Source organism: Streptomyces sp. NPDC006872 (assembly GCF_040635845.1).
Lineage (GTDB): Bacteria > Actinomycetota > Actinomycetes > Streptomycetales > Streptomycetaceae > Streptomyces.
Window position 1 is genome coordinate 141267 of sequence record NZ_JBEYIL010000008.1, and the last position, 17996, is coordinate 159262.

Genomic DNA, 17996 nt, shown 5'->3' on the forward strand with positions numbered 1-17996 from the left:
CCTTCAGGGCCGTCGGGCGAGGATGTCGCGGGCCGCGCGGATCATCGCCGCGATGGTCGGCGGCAGCCGCTCCTGGTCGGGGTCGTGGTGCTTGCCCTCGCGGTGCCGGCGCAGGTTGTGGCCCATGATCGCGGCCATCTTGGTGCGGGCCAGGGCACGGAACCAGTCGAAGGCAGGAGGTTCGGGACGTCCGTCGAGGTAGGCGGCGAGCAACTCCTCCTCGGTGGGCAGGCCGGGGACGGCACGGCCGAGCCGGGGGAAGTTGCGGTGGTCGGCGAAGAGGAGGAACCACGCGAGGTCGATGCGCGGATCGCCGTAGCCCCAGATCTCCCAGTCGACGACGGCGGCCGGTCGTGCGCCCTCGAACAGGGCGTTGCCGAGCCGGAAGTCGCCGTGGGTGAGGGTGGGGGCGACCGGTTCCGGAAGGCGTGCGGCCAGGGCGGCCAACACGTCCTCGGCCGCGGGGCAGAGTTCGGGCGGGACCGCGCGCATGGTCCGGCTCCATCTGTCCAACTCTCCCGCCAGGTCCAGGAGTTCGTCCGTCTCCGGGCTCTTCGTGCGATGCAGGTCGCGTAGGACGTCGGCCAGGACCAGCATTCGCGTGCGGCAGAGCCCCGGGTCGAGCCGGTGCTCGTCGAGGACGGGTTCGATGGCCTCGCCGTCGGCGAACTCCATCGCGAACCAGGCCGGTTCGGCCTCGTCCACGGCGACGACGCCCGGCACGGGCACCGGTGATCCGGCGAGCGCGCGCAGGATCCGCGCCTGGCGCAGCACGTCGTTGCGCCCGATGGGCCGCCGGCCCGGTGGCACTGCCTTGACGACGTAGGAGACCGGTCCCGCCGTGATGGAGTAGGTCAGTCCCGAGTGGCCGCCGGGCAGGGTGCGCAGGTCGCCGAGGGGGGCGCCCGGATGCCGTTCGGCCAGTTGCCCGCGGACCCGGCGCGTGAGTTCGGCGACCTCGGTGGCGGTACTCGACTCCCCGCTCAACTCCCTGCCCCCTTCGGCTCCTTGGGCAGTCCCAGCACCCGCTCGGCGAGGATGTTGCGCTGGATCTCGTCGCTGCCGCCGGCGATGCGGTAGCCGGGAGCGCCGAGCAGGTGCTCGGTCCAGGCGAACGTGCCCCACTCCCCCGTGTCGGCGGCGAGGCGCGGTCCGAGGAGTTGCTGGACGAGGTCGGTGGTGGCGCGCATGGTGGCGGTGGCGTGGAGCTTGCCGACCGAGGCCTCGGCACCCGGCGCGCGGCCTGCCGCCAGCGCCGACGTCACACGCAACCCGGTGAGCCGTTGGACGAGGGTGTGGACGAACAGGTCGGCCGCCTGCTGCCGCTCCCCGTCGGTGAGCGGGCGGGGCAGGTGCCGGGCGAGGTCGAGGGCGCGGTCGGCGTTGTCCAGGCCGAGTCCGCCGGAGTCGAGGCGTTCCGCCGCGAGCACGGTGAGGGTGACCCGCCAGCCCTCGCCGACGGGGCCGAGCCGGTCGGTGTCGGGCACATGGACGTCGTCCAGATAGACCTCGTTGAAGCTGGCGCCGCCGGTCATCTGCCGGATGGGCCGGACGGTGACGCCCGGCGCGTCCATCCGGACCAGGAAGACCGTGATGCCCGCGTGCTTGGGCACATCGGAATCGGTGCGGCAGACGGCCACACCCCAGGTGGCGACGCGGGCCCCGGAGGTCCAGATCTTGTGGCCGTTCAGGATCCAGCCGTCGCCCTCCCGCACGGCCCGGGTGCGGACGGCGGCGAGATCGGAGCCGGCCTCCGTCTCCGAGAACAGCTGACAGGCGAGTTCGTCGGTGCGGAGCATGGGGCGCAGCCAGCGCTGCCGCTGCTCCCGCGTCCCCCAGATGCGGACGGCGGGGGCGACGAGTTGCTGGGTGACCGGGAAGATCTCGGTGCGCCTCGGCACGTCGAAGCCGGACTCCTCGGACCGGTACACCTGCTCGTAGTGGGCGGGCAGTTCACGGCCGCCGTACTCCGGCGGCCAGGCGAGCGCGCCCCAGCCCTGGTCGTAGCGGGTGCGTTCCCAGTCCCGTGCCCGGTCCGTGTGGGTGCGTTCCTCGGCCTCGGTCCAGTTCTCGAAGACGGCCACCGAGTCGTCGCCGCTGCCCCACTCACGATGTGCGGCGCGCGCTGTCGCCACGCCCTTCAGCCAGCGCCGGGCCTCGGCGCGGAAGTCGTCCGGGGCGGGTATGCCGTCCATGATCCTCCTCTCGACGGACTCTCGACGGACTCTCAAAACAGAAATCTGAGTGGACTCTCAACGGGTCAGCACGGTGCAGGCGCTGACGCCCGGCGCCCCGTACACATGGGTGAAGCCGGTCGACGGGTCCCCCGGCACCTGCCGTTCGCCGGCCCGGCCGCGCAGCTGCTGTACGACCTCGTGGACCTGACGCAGTCCGGAGGCGCCGATGGGTTCGCCGTTGGCGATGCATCCGCCGTCGGTGTTGACCGGCAGCAAGCCGTCGATCCCGGTCGCCCCGAACGGGATGAGCGACTCCTGCTCGCCGTGCTCGCAGAACCCGCACTCGGCCATGTGCATCACCTCGGCGCCGCTCTCGGTGTCCTGCAGCTGGCACACGTCGATGTCGCGTGGCCCCAACCCGGCTTCCTCGAAGGCGTGTTGCGCGGCGTCGGCGGTCACGCTCGTCGGCGTTCCCGGCGGCGCCCATGGGCTGAACACCTCGAAGGAGCCGAACCGGCGGGTCCGTACGACCGCCGCCCGCAGCGCGACCGGCATTGCGTCGAGCTCGCGGGCCACCGCGCGGTTGCACAGGATCAGGGCGACGGCGCCCTGGCCTGGCGAGCAGAACATGTACCGGGTCAGCGGGTCGTTGACCGTGCCGGATGCCAGGATCTCGTCCGCGTCGAGCGGTTTGCGGCGCCAGGCGTGCGGGGTGAGACTTCCGTTGGCGTACGCCTTCGCGGCGACCAGCGCGAGGGTGCGGGCGGTGATGCCGTGGTCGTACATGTACCGCTGGATCTTCATGGCGAAGAACTGGGTGGTCACCATCAGCCCGTCGCGGCCGTAGGCCTCGTCGAGCCCCCAGTCGGCGGGCCGTGGGTCGAAGGCGCCACGCGGGTGCTTGTCGAAGCCGACGGCGAGGGCCACGTCCGCGGCCCCGGAGCGGATCGCGTGGGTGGCCGCGACCAGCGCGCTGCCGCCGGTCGCGCAGCCATTGCGCACATTGGTGAACGGCACTCCCGTCAGGCCGAGTTCGGCGACCAGCGTGTCGGCGTTGCCGGCCGCGTCGCTGCCGCCGTAGGCGGCCCGCACGCGTGACCACGGCAGTCCGGCGTCGGTCAGAGCGGCGCGTACGGCCTGCACGGCCAGGTGCCGGCCGCTCACTTCCGTACGGGCGAAGGAGGTGATCCCGGCACCGCAGACCAGTACTTCCTCGTTGCTCATACGGCGGCTCCGGCGGCTCCGGCGGCTCCGGCAGCTCCGGCAGCTCCGGCGGCCCTGGGGACGCCGTCCTTCGCCGTGATCGTCACCGGCATGCCGATCTCGGCATCCTCGGGCCGGATGTCGAGGGCGGCCAACACGCGTACGCCTTCCGGCAGTTCGACGTATCCGACGGTGAACGGCGCGAATCCGGCGGCGGGCGGGAGATACGGCGGCGACTTGGGCGCGTACCACTGTGCGGTCCACGTCCACAGCGTGCCCGCGGCGGAGAGCAGGACCGGCTCGGCCGGCCCGCCGCAGCGCGAACACGCCGGCTGGGCGGGGTAGGCGGCCACCGCGCAGCCGGCGCACCGGGAGCCGCGCAGGCGGCTCCCGGTCTCCGGCCCGCCGGTCAGCGGCCCTTCCACTGCGGCTCCCGCTTCTCCAGGAACGCTGCCACGCCCTCCGCCGCGTCCTCGGAGTTGAGCATCACGCCGACCGCGAGGTGCTCCATGACCATCAGCGACTGGATGTCGGCGTCGAGGCTGCGGTCGATGGTCATCTTGGTGATCCACATGGTGAACGGGCTCTTGTCGATGAGCTGGTCGGCGAACTCCTCGACGGTGGCGTCGAGCTTGTCCGCGGGTGCCGAGGAGTTGATGAGGCCGAACTCCGCGGCCTCGACCCCGGTGAGCAGCTTGCCGGTGAGCATCAGCTCCTTGGTCTTGCGGACGCCGATCATGCGCGGCACCCGGTAGATCGGTCCGGCGCCGCCGAACAGCGCGCGCCGGATGTGGAAGTCCCCGATCAGGGCGTCGTCCGCGGCGATAGCGAAGTCGCAGGAGATCATCAGCTCGAAGCCGCCCGCGGTGACATGGCCTTCGAGGACGGCGATCGACGGCGTCCTCATCGAGTAGAGCCGGTCGCAGACCTTCGCCGACAGCACGGCGACGTCGATCGCGTTGGACCTGCCGACGAAGTCGGCCTTGAGGCTGTCCAGGTCGAACCCGGAGCAGAAGGTGTTGCCACGCCCCCGCAGCACCAGCACGCGCAGCTCGGGGTCCGCGTCGACCTCGGTGATGATCTCGTCCAGCCGGTTCAGGATCGGCACGGTCACGCAGTTCTTCTTGTGCGGGCGGTTCAGCCAGACCCGCGCGACATGACCGTCCCGCTCGAACTGGATCTCGTCTTCGACTGCCATGAGCTCCTCCAAACTGAACTGAATTGAGTTCGATTCTGTGGGCAGCGATTGCCCCTGTCAATGGACCGGGAGGGGGCGACTGCTCCGGATGACCGGCGATCGGCCGGTACGCGCCGGGTCGGTACGCGCTGGGTCGGTGCGGCCGGTCAGTCGGTGCGGCCGGTGAGGCCGAGCAGGCCGGCCAGGCGCAGGCGATGGTCGTCGCCGGTGCCGAACAGCGCTTCGTCGGCCCGTGCCCGGCGCAGATGGAGGTGGGCCGGATGCTCCCAGGTGAAGCCGATCCCACCGTGGAGCTGGACGTATTCCGTGGTGGCCAGCCGGTAGGCGCCGGTGCAGGCCACCGCCGCCGCGCTCGCCGCCACGGGCAGTTCTCCGGCCCGCGAGGCGAGGCAGGCGCTCGCATACGCCGCCGCCGACCGCGCACCCTCGACCTCGACGAGCAGGTCGGCCAGCCGGTGCTTGACCGCCTGGAACGAGCCGATGGCCCGGCCGAACTGGGTCCGCCGGGAGACATGGGCGAGTACGGCGTCCAGGGCGTGCGCACTGCCGCCGACGTGCTCGGCCGCGAGCGCCACCCGCCCGGCGTCCAGGACGGCATCGACGACCTCCCGCGCCGCCGGTCCGGGCTCGCCGACCGGCTCGGCCGGAGCCGCCCGGAAGCGGACCAGCGCCTGGCGGCGCGTGGGGTCGAGGACCCGGCGGGCCGTGCGGTCACAGGTCGCGCCGTCCGGCTCGCAGGCGAACAGCCGCTGCCCGTCCGGCGCGCGGGCCGCGACCAGGAGCAGATCGGCGCCCGCTCCATCGGGCACGAAGTCGGCGTCTCCGCGCAGCACCCAGCCGTCGGGGCCACGCTCGGCCGTCACGTCGGCGGGCTGCAGGAATCCGGCGACCGTCGCCGTGCGCGCACCGGTGGCGATGCCCGGCAGCCAGCGCGCGCAGGCCTGCCGGTCGCCGCTGTGCAGCAGGGCGTGTCCGGCGAGGACGACGGTGCTCAGCAGCGGTGCGGGGCACAGCACGCGCCCGGTCTCCTCCAGCGCCACGGTGAGTTCGGCGAAGGTGTAGCCCGCGCCGCCGTACTCCTCGGGCACGGCGAGCCCGTGCACGCCGATCTCGCCCGCGAGCCGGCCCCAGAGCGCCCGGTCGTATCCACGCGGACTCTCGACCTGTCGGCGAACCTCTTCGGACCCACCGCTTTCGGCGAGCAAGTCCCGTAGGACCGTGCGCAGTTCGCGCCGCTCGTCGGTCTCGAGCAGCAGCACCGGATCAGCATCGAGCCGGAACATCCATACCTCCCTCGGTTGCGCCCTCCAGGGGCGCGGGGCTGTAGCGATCTGCGGCTGCGCCGCTCGGCGCGGCCGGTCACAGCCGACGCGCAGCCGACCCGCAGCCGACTCACGCCAAGGGGACGTCACACCGTGAACCGCCCGCCATTGGCCAGCAGCACCGCCCCCACGAGGTTCGCGGCCTCGTCACCGGCCAGGAACAGCGCGATGTCGGCGATCTCCTCCGGCGTCGCGTACGGGCGCACCCGCGGATCGGCGAAACCGCTGCGCAGCGCCGCAGGGGTCCGCGCGGCCATGCCCGTCTCCGTCGGCCCCGGAGCGACCGTGTTGACGCGGACGCCGAACGCGATCGCCTCCTTGGCGACCGACTGGCTCAGCGCATGGACACCGGCCTTCGAGGCCGCGTAGTGCGGATAGCCGGCCTGGGCGTCGAAGGCCGAGGAGGAACCGATGGTGACGACGGCTCCGGACCGGTGCGGTGTCATGACCCGCAGGGCGGCCCGCAGGACGTGGAAGGCGCCGTCCAGGTTGACGCGCATGACGCGCCGCCAGGCGTCGTCGTCGAGCCGCGCCGTCACCTCCGGCGGCCGGTCCGCCACCAGGGCCTCGGCGATCCACTCCTTGGCCGTGGGGTCGTCGACTCCGGCCGCGTGCACCACGACGTCGAGCCGCCCGCGCCGCCGTACGACCTCCGCGAAGGCTTCGTCGACCTGCGCCGGTTCGGCCACGTCGACGGTCAGGGGGTGCGCTCCCGGCGCCTCCTTCGCGAGGGCCTGCGCCGCCGGGCCGTCGACGTCCACGGCGAAGACCTCGGCGCCCTGCGCGGCGAGTCGCCGGACGACCGCCGCGCCGATGCCGGATCCCGCGCCGGTGACGAGCGCGATCCGCCCGTCGAAGCTCCCTGCCTGCTCATCGTCCATGCACGGTCACCACCCCGCAATCGGATACTGAACTGACTTCATTTTTGTTACTGTCTCACGTATGTCAACACACGGGACGGCGGACGGGACAAGAGCGCTGCGGCTGACCCGCTGGGGCGGTCCGCCGCTCCTCACCGAGGTGCCGCGACCCACCCCCACGGGCGAAGAGGTGCTGATCCGGGTCGAGGCGGCCGGCCTGTGCCGTTCGGACCTTCATGTCATCGACGCGCGACCGGGCGATCTCCCCTACCGGCTTCCGTTCACCCTCGGACACGAGGTCGCGGGCCGGGTGCTGGAACGCGGCCCGCTGGCCGTCGGTCCCGCGGTGGGTGCGCGCGTCGTCGTCCACGGCCCCTGGGGCTGCGGGAGCTGCGCACGCTGCACGGTCGGAGCGGAGAACTACTGCGACCGGCGCGCGGCCCTGGACGCGGACCGCGTCGGCACCGGGGCGGGGCTCGGGCGCGACGGCGGGATGGCCGACCTGCTGCTCGTCCCGTCCGGACGGCTGCTGGTCCCGGTGGGCGACCTGGCAGCCGCCCAGGCGGCGCCCCTGTCGGACGCCGGGCTCACCGCGTACCACGCCGTGGCCACGGTCCGGCGCGCGCTGGGCGACGAGACGGGCGCCGGCGTGGTCGTCGTCGGCGTCGGCGGGCTGGGGCATCTGGCCGTCCAGATCCTGCGCGCCACGACGACCGCACAGGTACTGGCCGTGGACGTGCGGGAGGAGGCGCTCGCTCTGGCCGACGAGTGCGGGGCCCACTTCGGCACGCTGCTGCGGCCCGACACGGCGGCGGCCCTGCGGGCCCGGACGGGCGGAGTCGGTGCGGTGGCCGTGCTCGACTTCGTCGGCAGCAATTCCAGCCTGGAGCTTGCGGTTGATGTACTGCGGGCGGGCGGGGAACTCGCCGTGGTCGGCAGCGGCGGCGGGGAGCTGACGGTCCGTAAGCCCGGCGCGCTGCCTCCCGGAACGCGGATCTCGCTGCCCTTCTGGGGGACCCGGCCCGAGTTGGAGGCAGTGGTCGCCCTGGCGCGCGAGGGGGTGCTGAAGGTGGGCGTCGAGCGATTCGCGCTGTCGAGCGCGACGGAGGCCGTCGAGAGACTCCGCTCCGGCGACGTCCGGGGGCGGGCAGTACTGCTCCCCGACTGACCCGGTCGATCCAATCGGCCCGACCCATCCGAACAGTCCGACCTATCCGAACGGCCCGGCCGATCCGAAACGGCCCGGCTGGTCCGATCGACCCGATCGATCGACCCCGCTTCTCCCGCCGCTCCCGTCCGTCCGGCCGAAACCCGTACCACCGCACCTGTTGCCGACCACCCTCTCGACTCCAGAAGTGAGTTCAATTAGCGTTTTCTCGCACTACTCGGCAATGCGAAGGCGGTGGGACCCGCTATGAATGCGGAGACCGTGGATCTGCTGGTGATAGGCGGCGGCATGGCCGGCCTGACGGCCGCCGCCCGAGTGGCCGCCCAGGGCGGCTCAGTGGTACTGGTGGAGAAGGCGGAGCGCACCGGCGGCTCCGCGCGCTTCGCCGGTTTCGTATGGACGACCCCGACCGTCGAGGAGATGCGCCGGGTCAACCCGGACGGCGACCCGGAGCTGGCCACCGCCCTGATGGACGGGTTCGCCGGCGGCGTCTCCTGGATCCGGTCGCTCGGCGTGGAATGCCGACCGCCGGTGCCCGTGCTCGGCTTCGGCCGCGGGCACCAGGTCGACACGAACCACTACGTCGACACATGCGAGCGATTGATCCGCGATCGGGGCCAGGAAGTGCTGACCGCCACCTGGACCCGCTCCCTCGTGACGGAGAACGGCGTGGTCAAAGGGGCCGAGTGCGTCCTGCCGGACGGCTCCCTGCGCCGCATCGAGGCCGCCTGGACCCTGCTTGCGACCGGCGGTTTCCAGGGGGATCCGAGCCTGCGCGCCGAACATCTCCACCCCCGGGCCGCGGACATCGGGCTCCGGGCCAACCCGCACAGCCGGGGCGACGGCCTCGCCCTCGGGCGCACCGCGGGCGCGGCCTTCGGCAAGAAGGACGCGGGGTTCTACGGCCATCTGATGCCGGCGGGCATCTCGCTGGCCGACCCCGCGCGCTTCGTCGAACTGGCCCTCTACTACAGCGAGCACGCCCTGCTGTTCGACACGACGGGCGAGCGCTTCGTCGACGAGACACTCGGGGACCATCTGACCACCATGGCGCTGCTGGAACGGCCGGAGGCCCGCGGTCTGCTGGTCGCCGACGCGCGGGTGCACCGCGAGTGGATCAGCGCCTCGTACGTGGAGGGCATCCCCGGCGTGGACAAGTTCCAGCTCTGCCATCGCGCCGGCGCCCGCAGCGCGGTGGCCGACAGCCTGGAGGACTTCGCCTCGATGCCCGAGGAATGGGGCTATCCCGGCGCCACGATCCGCGACCGCATCAAGGAGTTCAACGCCTCCGCGGACTGGACCGGCGAGACCGGCACGGCCGACGCGAACGGCACGCCGGCACCCGGCCGACTGCTCGACCGCCGGCCTCTCGACGAGCCGCCGTTCTACGTCGTAGAGGCGGCCCCGGCGATCACGTTCGCCTTCGGGGGCCTGCTGACCGACGCCGGGACGCACGTCCTCTCGACGGACACGGACGCGGACACGGACCCGGGCGGCCGACGCCCGATACCCGGCCTCCTCGCGGCCGGCGCGGACGCCGGGGGCCTCTACCGCCGCGCCTACGCGGGCGGCCTCGCCCCCGCGCTGGTCTTCGGCCTGACGGCGGCACGGACCGCCCTCACCGGGTCGCCGGCGGCCCTCGCACGCTGAGCTCCGGTCGCCTGCGGTCGGCTTCCGTCGGCTTCGGTCGGCTTCGGCTCTCGCTCCGCACAAATCCCGTGCACGAGGCTTGCCCGTCCGGCACCGCAGTGTCTAGCTTACTGAATTGAGTTCACTTTAACTCGATTGCTCGTGAGGTGATCATGCTTTCCGCATGCGTGGCGCGAACGCGCTCTTCCCCGAGGGAGGGACTGTGAGTCAGTTCCTGCTTGTCCTGGTCAGTGGTGTGGCCAGTGGAGCCGTGTACGGCCTGATGGGTCTCGGGCTGGTGATCATCTATCGGGCCACGGACGTCGTGAACTTCGCGATGGCCTCGCTCGCGACCCTGGGCCTGTATGTGGCGGTCTCGCTCCACGACCGCGGCGTGGCCACGGTGGTCGGCATCCTCGCCGCCGTGGCGATCACCGTCGCGGCGGGCCTGGTCGTCCGCGAGACGGTGATCCGGCCGTTGGGACAGGGGCAGTTGTTCTCCGCACTCGTCGTGACGATGGGCGTGTCCCTGATCGCGGAGAGCGTGGCCGGATCGATCTGGGGCGACCAGCCCAAGGCCTTCCCCAGCCTGGTCGACGGGTCGGTGCGCTGGTCGGGCGCCGCGGTGCCGGTCCAGAGCCTGGTGACGATCGCCGTCGCCGCCGTCGCGATGGCGCTGGTGGGGTATCTGTTCTCCCGCACCACGCTCGGCTCGGCCATGCGCGCCGTGGCCGAGTCCGCCGACACCGCCCGCGTCGTCGGGCTGAGCGCACAGCGCCTGGCCCGGATCTCCTGGGCGCTCGGCCTGGGCCTGGCCGCACTCGCCGCCTGTCTGTACGCACCGCGTTCCGGCCTGGTGCCCACCGCACTCGTCGCGCCCCTGTTCCGGGCCTTCGCGGGAATCTTCCTGGGCGGCCTGACCAGCATGTACGGGGCTGTCCTCGGCGGGCTGACCATCGGCGTCCTGGACAACCTGGCGGCGAACTACGCCTCCGCCAGCTTCCGGGACACGTTCGTGTTCTCGTTCACCGTGCTGGTGCTGCTGATCCGTCCGCAGGGAATGTTCGGCACCCGCACCTTCCAACGGGTCTGAGGGGTCGCATCCATGGTCTTCAACCGTTCCCTCCTGGCGAGGGCCGCCCTGGGCCCGGCCGCCGGCGCGGTGCTCATGGCGTTCATGGCCGCCGGCGCGATCCCCGCCTACCAGATGTACTCGGTGGGGCTCGCGGCCGTGTACACGATCGTCGTGCTGTCGGTCGGCCTGCTCGCCGGCTGGTCCGGCATCTGGTCGGTCGGCCACCCCGCCTTCTTCGCCATCGGCGCCTACTTCGCCGCGTACGGCAGCGGCCACGACTGGTCCCTGGAAGCGGTGGTCCTCGCCGCCGTCGCCACCGGCGCCGCCCTGGGCGCCTTCCTGGGGTACGCGGGCGCCAGGTTCTCGGTGCTCTACATCGCCCTGCTGACCCTCGCGTTCACCACGGTCACCCTGGAACTGATCAACCGCTGGAGCAGCGTGACCGGCGGCGACCAGGGGGTGCCGGTGATCCAGCTGCGCAGCGCGCTCGGCCTGGGCACCCTCGCGGGCGGCGGCACCGATGCCCAGTACCTCGCGGTCGGAGCGGCGGCCGTGGTGCTGGCGCTGGCCGTACCGGCCGCCGCCTCGGGGCTGCGGATGCGGCTGGTGGCCGCCAAGTCGCACCCCCTGGCCGCCCGTACGATCGGCATCGCGCCGGAGGCGCAGTCGGCGCTGTCGTTCGCGGTGAGCGGGGCGGCCACCTGCTTCGCGGGCGTACTGCTCGGGCTGCTCACCGGGTTCGTCAGCCCGGACCCGTTCTCGCTGACCCTGGGCATCTCGCTGATCGCGGCGTGTGTGCTCGGCGGGGTCGGCACCGTAGTCGGCGCGGTGGCCGGCGGCATCTACCTCACCTGGAACCCTTCGCTGTCGTCCGCCGTCGGGCTGCCCCAGCCGGTCGTGCAGGGCCTCGTGCTGATCGCGGTGCTCCTCTTCCTGCCGGGTGGAGTCGTGCCGTTCCTCGCCAGGCCCGCGCGGATCGTCCTGCGGCGCGTGCTGCCGGGGCCGGGCACCGAGGTCCCGTCACCGTCGCCCGCCCAGGCGTCGGCGGACCTCACGCCCGTCGAGTCGCCCCGGCCGCCGTCCGAGGCCACCGGCGACGGCACCGACCCCATCCTGTTGCGCCTGGAGCACGTGTCGGTCTCCTACGGGGGGCTCAAAGCCCTGGAGGACGCCTCGCTGTCCCTGCGGCAGAACGAGATCCTGGCGGTGATCGGGCCCAACGGGGCAGGAAAGACGACCCTGTTGAACGCCCTGTCCGGGCTGACCGGCAACGGCAAGGTGAGCGGGACCGCCGACTTCGCCGACCGGCCGCTGCTGAAGGCCAGGGCGACCGCACGGCGGCGGCTGGGCATCGGCCGCACGTTTCAGCACGCGGAGGTCTTCTCCGAACTCACCGTCGCGGAGAACGTGTTGTGCACCCGCCGCCGGATCACCGCCCGGGACCGGGCCGATGTCACGCGGCTGCTGCACTCCGTCGGCCTCGCGGACATGGCCGACCGCCGCCCCGGGGAGCTGCCGTTCGGCCTGCAGAAACGTCTCGACCTGGCCCGCGCGATGGCCGGGGAACCGAGACTGCTGGTCCTGGACGAGCCGTTCGGCGGCCTGGACTCGAGTGAACGGGCCCTGCTGGCAGGGCACATCAGGCGGCTGCAGGCCGACGGCACCGCCGTGGTGGTCATCGACCACGTCCTCGACGACCTCTTCTCCGTCGCCCACCGGGTGCTCGCCTTCGACTTCGGCCGAACGATCGGCGAGGGCGCCCCGGACACCGTTCTGAAGGACCCGAAGGTGCGGTCGTCGTACCTGGGGACGGTCGACGGCAGGACACGGCCGCCCGAGCGCGTGGGCGAACGGAGCATGATCCGCCTGCACGGGGTCGGCCACACCTACGGCGGCGTGGTCGCGCTGCGCGACGTCGACCTCGACGTCCGCCAGGGGGTCGTGCTGGGCATCGCCGGAGCCAACGGAGCGGGCAAGAGCACGCTGGCCGGCATCCTGCACGGCTCGCTCGAACCGGCCCGCGGCGACCGGGCGACGGGCGGAGTCGTCCGCACCAGCCTGGCGCCCGAGGGACGGGCCCTGTTCAAGACGCTGTCCCTGCGCGAGAACCTCGAAGTCGCGGCGTACGCGGCGGGCATCACCGGTGCGCCGCTGCGCGAACGGCTGGAGGAGACCGTCGAATGGCTCCCGGTGCGGCTGCGCGACCGGATGTCCGCCTCGGCCGGCGGGCTGTCCGGCGGCGAGCAGCAGATGCTCGCGATCGCCCGGGCCCTGATCGTCGGGCCGGACGTCCTGATCGTCGACGAACCGGCGCTCGGGCTGGCCCCCGCCCTGGTCGACGAGGTGTACGACCGGCTGGCCAGGCTGGCCCACGACGGCCTGACCGTCGTACTGCTCGAACAACTGCTCAGCCGGGCCATGTCGGTGTGCCACGAGGTGGCCGTGCTGCACGAGGGCGTCGTCGCGGCCCACGGGCGGCCGGACGACCCCGATTTCGCGGCCCTGGCGGAGACGGCGTACTTCAGCGGCGGCCTGGCGGCCGTCCCGACCGCGGCGGCCTCCGCCCGGACCTCCCGAGTGAACTGAACTCCCGTTGTGATCTCCCGTTGTGCACTCGTCATGTGCATTCCCGTTGTGATCTCCCGTTGTGAACGAGGTGGACCGTGTTCCGGACCATAAGAAGATTCCGCCGAGCAGCGGGAGCGACGGCCGTACTGGCCGTGGTGGCGCTGACCGCCAACGCATGTGCCGGGGAGGACTCCGCAGCAGCCGGTGGCAGCTCGTCCGAGATCCACATCGGCGCGTGGCTCCCGCTCACCGGCGCGACCGCCACGTACGGCGTGGCCGAGAGGGCGGGCGCCGACGCGTACTTCAAGATGCTCAACGCATCTGGGGGCGTCAACGGCCGCAAGATCAAGTGGACCGTCAAGGACAACGCGGCCGACCCCCAGCAGACCGTGCAGATCGCACGTGAACTGGTCGGCCAGGACAAGGTCGTGGCCATCGTCAACGCGAACGGCACCGCGCAGGCGGAGGCGGCCTTCCCGTTCGTCCTCAATCAGTCCAAGGTGCCGGTCCTCAACGAGGTGGGCGGCACCGAGTCCTGGTACAAGCCGCCGCGCGCCGGTCTGTTCGGCACCCAGACCCTCTACGAGGACCAGGCCGCGGCGATCGCCGCCTGGGCGGTGCAGGACGGCGCGAAGAAGATCCTCGTCGTGCACAGCGACCCGGCCGCCTTCGTGAACGTGGCCAAGCAGGTGGAGCCCGTCGCGACGAAGATCGACCCGTCGGTCGAGGTGGAGCGGCTGCCGGTGAAGTACCAGACCACCGACTACACACCTGTGATCAGCAAGGTGAAGGCCGCGAAGACCCAGGCGGTGATCGTGATCCTCACTTCCCCCGAGGCGGCCGCCTTCCTCAAGGAGGCCAAGCTCCAGGGACTCTCCCTGCCCACCTACGCGTACGCGCCGGTGGCCGCCGAGTCGACGGTCGCCCTGGCCAAGGACGCGGCCGAGGGCCTCAAGGCCGTACAGCTGGTGAAGGCGCCCTCGGACCCGGACCCCGCGGTGCAGGAGTTCCGGACCGCGATGGCCAAGTACGAGCCCGGTCAGGACGCGGGCTTCCTCGCCCTGTGGGGCTGGAGCAACGCGAAGGTGTTCGCCGAGATCGCGAAGACCGTCAAGGGGCCGGTCACGTCCCAGGCCATCACCGCGGCGTACCAGAAGGCGTCCTCGGTGGATCCCGGGGTGTCGCCGGTGATGAAGTTCAGCGCGAGCGGCCATCTCGGCACGCGCAGCGTGCAGCGCGTGGTCGTGAAGAACGGCGTCTGGACATCCGTCGGCGACTTCTACACGCCTCCGGCCCGCGACTGAGAGTTCTCCCCGCCGCACTCCTGGAAGGAGCCTCGGCCGGCCCGGCACGGTGTTGCATGCCGGGCCGGCCGAACGCCCTTCCACGTCGGCATCGCCCGCATCGAGCGGATCCTGACCGACGACGCCGTACACCTGGGATCTGTCATCCCTTGACCGCCGAGCTGGCCACGCCCTGGACGAACCAGCGCTGGAAGAAGGCGAACACCACGAGCACGGGCAGGACCAGGAGGACGCCGAAGGCCAGGATCTGACCCCAGTCCGGCGGCAGTTGTCCCTGGAAGACGCTCATCTCCATCGGGAGCGGACGGACCGAGGGGTCGGAGACCATCAGGACCGGCCACAGGAAGGATCCCCACTGGGTGAGGAACGTGAGGATCGCGACCGACGCGAACGCCGGCTTCGACATGGGGACGATGATGGCGAAGAAGGTGCGCCAGGCTCCGGCGCCGTCGATGCGGGCGGCTTCCTCGATGCTCGGCGGGATCGTGCGGAAGAACGTGTGGAACTGGTAGACGGAGAAGGCGTTGGCGATGAACGGGAGCGCCTGGATGAGGAGCGTGTTCCGCTGGTCGTTGAACATGTAGAACAGCGGCACGGCCACCGACTCGAACGGGACCAGCATCAGCAGCAGGACGAGGGTGAAGACGGCCTCCCGTCCGCGCCACTTCAGCCGTGACAGTCCGTACGCCGCCATCGAGTTGACGAACAGACCGCCGGTCACCACCACGAACGCCAGCAGCAGCGAGACGCCCATGAAGCGCCAGAAGTAGCCGGTGCTGTCGGAGTTCAGGGCGTCGAACACGGCGGCGTAGTTGTCGAAGGACAGGTGGGTGGGGAGGAAGCCGGACAGGCCGTTCAGTACCTCGTCGGAGGGCTTGAGGCTGCCCAGGAACAGGTAGATCACCGGCAGTGCGAAGACGAACGCCAGCACGCTGAGCACCGCGTAGTCGAGGAAGCGCCGCAGTGGCGGGCGGGTCGTCCCCGCACTCATGCTCGTACTCATGCTCAGTCCTCGTTTCCGGGGCGGACGACTCGGCGCTGGACGAGCGTCAGGACCACGACGATCAAGAAGAAGACGACGGTGATCGCGGACGCCTGGCCGATGTTGTTCTGGTCGAAGGCGGTGGTGACGGCCTGGTACATCACGGTGCGGGTGGCGTCCTCGTCGAGTCCGCCGCCGCGGATGAGGACGTACACCTGGTCGAAGACCCGGAAGGACAGCACCGAGGTGAGCGTGGCGACGAAGACGAGGGTGCCGTGGATGCCGGGCAGGGTGACGTGGCGGAACTGCTGCCAGCGGGTGGCGCGGTCGAGGCGGGCCGCCTCGTAGAGCTCGGTGGGTATCTGCTGAAGTCCGGCCAGCAGGATGACCATCTGGAAGCCGACGCCCTGCCACACCGACAGCACGATGATCGAGGCCATCGCGGTGGCGGAGTCGCCGAGCCAGTCGAACGCGCCCCAGTTGCCGAAACTCACCGCGTGCAGTGCGGAGTTGAGCATGCCCTGGTCGCTGCGGGAGAGGATGAGCCGCCAGATGACGGCGACCAGCGCCATGGGGAAGACGACCGGCATGAAGAACAGGGACCGGAAGACGCCGATCGCCTTCAGCTTGCGGTTCAGCAGGATCGCCAGGGCGAGCGCGAGGCTCGTCTGCAGCGGGACGACGACCACGGCGAAGGTCAGGTTGTTGAACAGGGCCCGCAGGAACGGGCCGGACAGGTCGGGGTCGGTGAACAGCCGCCGGTACTGCTCCAGGCCGAAGAAGGTCGGCGGCAGCGGGGAGCCGAGCCGCACGTTGTAGAAGGAGAGCACCACGGCGTAGCCGAACGGTACGCCGACGAAGGCGATGAGTCCGGCGAGGGCGGGGCCGGACATGGCCAGCCCGTGGATCCAGTCGCGGTTCCTGCGCGCCGGTCGGCCCGGCTTCATGGATCGTGCGGGTCGCCCGGAGCCGGCGGGCTTCTCCGAGGTCACGGGTGGGTTCTGCGCCCTGTCCGAGGACGCGGACTGCGCCGTTTCGGCAGAATTCACGGGTCGGTCCTGTTCCCGGCGGGGCAGGCGCGGTTCATCTGCGCCCACCCCGGCCGATGTGTCCTGCGGTCTACGGGATCTGGTAGCCGGCGTTGTCCGAGAAGTCCTGGTCGATGCCGCGGGCGGCCTTCTCCAGGGCGCTCTTCGGGTCGGCGCCGCCGTAGACGGCGTTCAGGGCCTCGCTGAACTTGGCGGTGACCGTGGGATATCCGGCGGTCACCGGGCGGGTGACCGCGACACAGGACTTGCTGATGTCGGTGTCACCGCAGGGCTTGGCGAGCTGGTCGGCGAAGAGCTGGAGCGGGCCGCCGGTCTTGTACAGCGGGCTCTTGGCGAGCGCGGTCCTGGTGGCCGGCACCGCGCCGTTGGCCGTGGTCATCGCGGTGATGTTGGCGTCGTTGAGGAGGTAGTCGAGGAAGGTGCCGGCGGCCTTGGCGTTCTTGGTGTCGGCGCCGATGCCCCAGGCCCACGAGCCCTGGCCGGTCTTGGGGCCGTTGCCGAAGTCGGGCAGCGGCAGGACGACGAGGTCGTCGCCGAGGGCCTCGCTGTACGTGGGGTACATCCAGTGGCCGACCCAGCTCAGCGCGACACGGCCCTTGGCGAAGGCGTTGCCGTCGGTGTTGGGGTCGACGTACGTCTTCCAGGACTGGAAGGTCTTCATGGCCGAGACGACGGCGGGGGTGTCGAGGGCGCCGGCCGCCTTGCCGTCCTTGAGCAGCGAGCCGCCCGCCGACCAGACGATCGGCGCGAAGCCGTAGGTGCCCCATTCGGTCGCGTAGCCGTTGCCCTCCTGGAGGTCGAGGGTCTTGCCGTCGGAGTCCTTGGCCTTGAGCGCCTTGAGTGCGTCGGTGAACTGCGCCGCCGTCCAGTCGTCGGAGAGGCCGGTCGGGTACTTCACGCCGGCCGCGTCCAGCAGCTTCTTGTTGCCGTAGACGCCGAGGCCCGAGTCGTACATGCCCAGGCCGTAGTGCTTGCCGCCTATCGCGCCCTGCGCCTTGATCGCGTCGGTGGCGTTGTCGAGCGTCGCGGCGGACACGTAGCCGTCGACCGGGGCGAGCTTCTTGTTGTAGACGAAGTTCGCCATGGTCGGGCCGTCGAACTCCATGACGTCCGGCAGCTTGGAGGCGTCGGTGGCGGTGATGGTCTTGGTGTAGTCGTTGGCGGGGATGAGCTTCAGCTCGACCTTGACCTTGCTCTGCGAGGAGTTGAAGGACGTCACCGCGGCCTGCAGCGCGGCGTCCTCGCTCTTCTGACCCTGGTGGGCCCAGACGCTGATGGTGCCCGTGCCGCTGCCGGACTCGGCGGCGGTGTCGGTGCCGCCGCCTCCGCCGCAGGCGGCGAGTGCCGCCAGAGGCAGGGCGAGGGCCAGGCCCGTGCGGGCCGCGTGGCGGGACCTTCTGTTTCCGGCGTTCATGGGTCGGTGCCTCCGTGCATCGGTGCGTGCGTCAGTGCTGGGCGAGG

15 protein-coding genes are annotated in these 17996 nt (G+C 71.4%); 5 read left to right on the forward strand and 10 right to left on the reverse strand.

The annotated features are described in order from the left end of the window. Positions 1-3: 3 nt before the first annotated feature. From ABZ725_RS24265 to ABZ725_RS24295, 7 genes are all read right to left on the reverse strand, one after another. Positions 4-987: a phosphotransferase family protein gene (locus ABZ725_RS24265; RefSeq protein WP_358804670.1), complete on the reverse strand. Its 984-nt coding sequence runs from the start codon at positions 985-987 to the stop codon at positions 4-6. Then, positions 984-2195 (reverse strand): acyl-CoA dehydrogenase family protein, encoded by a 1212-nt coding sequence (locus tag ABZ725_RS24270; RefSeq protein ID WP_358804671.1) that lies wholly within the window; start codon positions 2193-2195, stop codon positions 984-986. Before ABZ725_RS24270 ends, ABZ725_RS24265 begins: the two co-directional genes overlap by 4 nt. 57 nt (positions 2196-2252) lie before the next feature. Continuing rightward, positions 2253-3401: a thiolase family protein gene (locus ABZ725_RS24275; protein WP_358804672.1), complete on the reverse strand. Its 1149-nt coding sequence runs from the start codon at positions 3399-3401 to the stop codon at positions 2253-2255. Then, positions 3398-3805 (reverse strand): OB-fold domain-containing protein, encoded by a 408-nt coding sequence (locus ABZ725_RS24280; RefSeq protein ID WP_358804673.1) that lies wholly within the window; start codon positions 3803-3805, stop codon positions 3398-3400. The genes ABZ725_RS24275 and ABZ725_RS24280 overlap by 4 nt, the downstream gene beginning before the upstream one ends. Then, a complete protein-coding gene (locus ABZ725_RS24285) occupies positions 3790-4578 on the reverse strand; it encodes an enoyl-CoA hydratase/isomerase family protein (RefSeq protein WP_358804674.1) in 789 nt (262 codons plus the stop codon). Before ABZ725_RS24285 ends, ABZ725_RS24280 begins: the two co-directional genes overlap by 16 nt. Before the next feature lie 146 nt (positions 4579-4724). After that, complete coding sequence (locus ABZ725_RS24290; RefSeq protein ID WP_358804675.1) at positions 4725-5861, reverse strand: acyl-CoA dehydrogenase family protein; 1137 nt, start codon at positions 5859-5861, stop codon at positions 4725-4727. A 125-nt stretch (positions 5862-5986) separates the two neighbouring features. Beyond that, positions 5987-6781, reverse strand: a complete 795-nt coding sequence (locus ABZ725_RS24295; RefSeq protein WP_358804676.1) for an SDR family NAD(P)-dependent oxidoreductase — start codon at positions 6779-6781, stop codon at positions 5987-5989. A 61-nt stretch (positions 6782-6842) separates the two neighbouring features. Between ABZ725_RS24295 and ABZ725_RS24300 the strand changes: the two genes are divergently transcribed. The 5 genes from ABZ725_RS24300 to ABZ725_RS24320 all read left to right on the forward strand — a co-directional run bounded on the left by ABZ725_RS24300 (position 6843) and on the right by ABZ725_RS24320 (position 14504). Beyond that, entirely contained in the window at positions 6843-7928 is a 1086-nt protein-coding gene (locus ABZ725_RS24300) for an NAD(P)-dependent alcohol dehydrogenase (RefSeq protein ID WP_358804677.1), read from the forward strand. A gap of 246 nt (positions 7929-8174) precedes the next feature. Next, the gene (locus tag ABZ725_RS24305) at positions 8175-9578 is read left to right on the forward strand and encodes an FAD-dependent oxidoreductase (RefSeq protein WP_358804678.1); all 1404 of its coding nucleotides are present in this window, start codon (positions 8175-8177) and stop codon (positions 9576-9578) included. A gap of 202 nt (positions 9579-9780) precedes the next feature. Further along, the gene (locus tag ABZ725_RS24310; protein ID WP_358804679.1) at positions 9781-10650 is read left to right on the forward strand and encodes a branched-chain amino acid ABC transporter permease; all 870 of its coding nucleotides are present in this window, start codon (positions 9781-9783) and stop codon (positions 10648-10650) included. A gap of 12 nt (positions 10651-10662) precedes the next feature. Further along, entirely contained in the window at positions 10663-13218 is a 2556-nt protein-coding gene (locus tag ABZ725_RS24315; RefSeq protein ID WP_358804680.1) for an ATP-binding cassette domain-containing protein, read from the forward strand. A 77-nt stretch (positions 13219-13295) separates the two neighbouring features. Then, entirely contained in the window at positions 13296-14504 is a 1209-nt protein-coding gene (locus ABZ725_RS24320; RefSeq protein ID WP_358804681.1) for an ABC transporter substrate-binding protein, read from the forward strand. A gap of 142 nt (positions 14505-14646) precedes the next feature. Here the strand turns inward: ABZ725_RS24320 and ABZ725_RS24325 are convergent, their stop codons facing one another. From ABZ725_RS24325 to ABZ725_RS24335, 3 genes are all read right to left on the reverse strand, one after another. Next, positions 14647-15507: a carbohydrate ABC transporter permease gene (locus ABZ725_RS24325; RefSeq protein WP_358804682.1), complete on the reverse strand. Its 861-nt coding sequence runs from the start codon at positions 15505-15507 to the stop codon at positions 14647-14649. 2 nt (positions 15508-15509) lie between these two features. Next, positions 15510-16535, reverse strand: a complete 1026-nt coding sequence (locus ABZ725_RS24330; protein ID WP_358804683.1) for a sugar ABC transporter permease — start codon at positions 16533-16535, stop codon at positions 15510-15512. A 70-nt stretch (positions 16536-16605) separates the two neighbouring features. Continuing rightward, positions 16606-17949 carry a sugar ABC transporter substrate-binding protein gene (locus ABZ725_RS24335; RefSeq protein WP_358804684.1) on the reverse strand — a complete coding sequence of 448 codons (1344 nt, stop codon included), beginning with the start codon at positions 17947-17949 and terminating at the stop codon, positions 16606-16608. Positions 17950-17996: the final 47 nt, after the last annotated feature.

Coding starts and splice junctions, on each gene's coding strand:
- ABZ725_RS24305 (WP_358804678.1), top strand. CDS start 8,175: ATGAATGCGGAGACCGTGGATCTGCTGGTGATAGGCGGCGGCATGGCC.
- ABZ725_RS24285 (WP_358804674.1), bottom strand. CDS start 4,578: ATGGCAGTCGAAGACGAGATCCAGTTCGAGCGGGACGGTCATGTCGCG.
- ABZ725_RS24335 (WP_358804684.1), bottom strand. CDS start 17,949: ATGAACGCCGGAAACAGAAGGTCCCGCCACGCGGCCCGCACGGGCCTG.
- ABZ725_RS24295 (WP_358804676.1), bottom strand. CDS start 6,781: ATGGACGATGAGCAGGCAGGGAGCTTCGACGGGCGGATCGCGCTCGTC.
- ABZ725_RS24275 (WP_358804672.1), bottom strand. CDS start 3,401: ATGAGCAACGAGGAAGTACTGGTCTGCGGTGCCGGGATCACCTCCTTC.
- ABZ725_RS24315 (WP_358804680.1), top strand. CDS start 10,663: ATGGTCTTCAACCGTTCCCTCCTGGCGAGGGCCGCCCTGGGCCCGGCC.
- ABZ725_RS24300 (WP_358804677.1), top strand. CDS start 6,843: ATGTCAACACACGGGACGGCGGACGGGACAAGAGCGCTGCGGCTGACC.
- ABZ725_RS24270 (WP_358804671.1), bottom strand. CDS start 2,195: ATGGACGGCATACCCGCCCCGGACGACTTCCGCGCCGAGGCCCGGCGC.
- ABZ725_RS24325 (WP_358804682.1), bottom strand. CDS start 15,507: ATGAGTACGAGCATGAGTGCGGGGACGACCCGCCCGCCACTGCGGCGC.
- ABZ725_RS24290 (WP_358804675.1), bottom strand. CDS start 5,861: ATGTTCCGGCTCGATGCTGATCCGGTGCTGCTGCTCGAGACCGACGAG.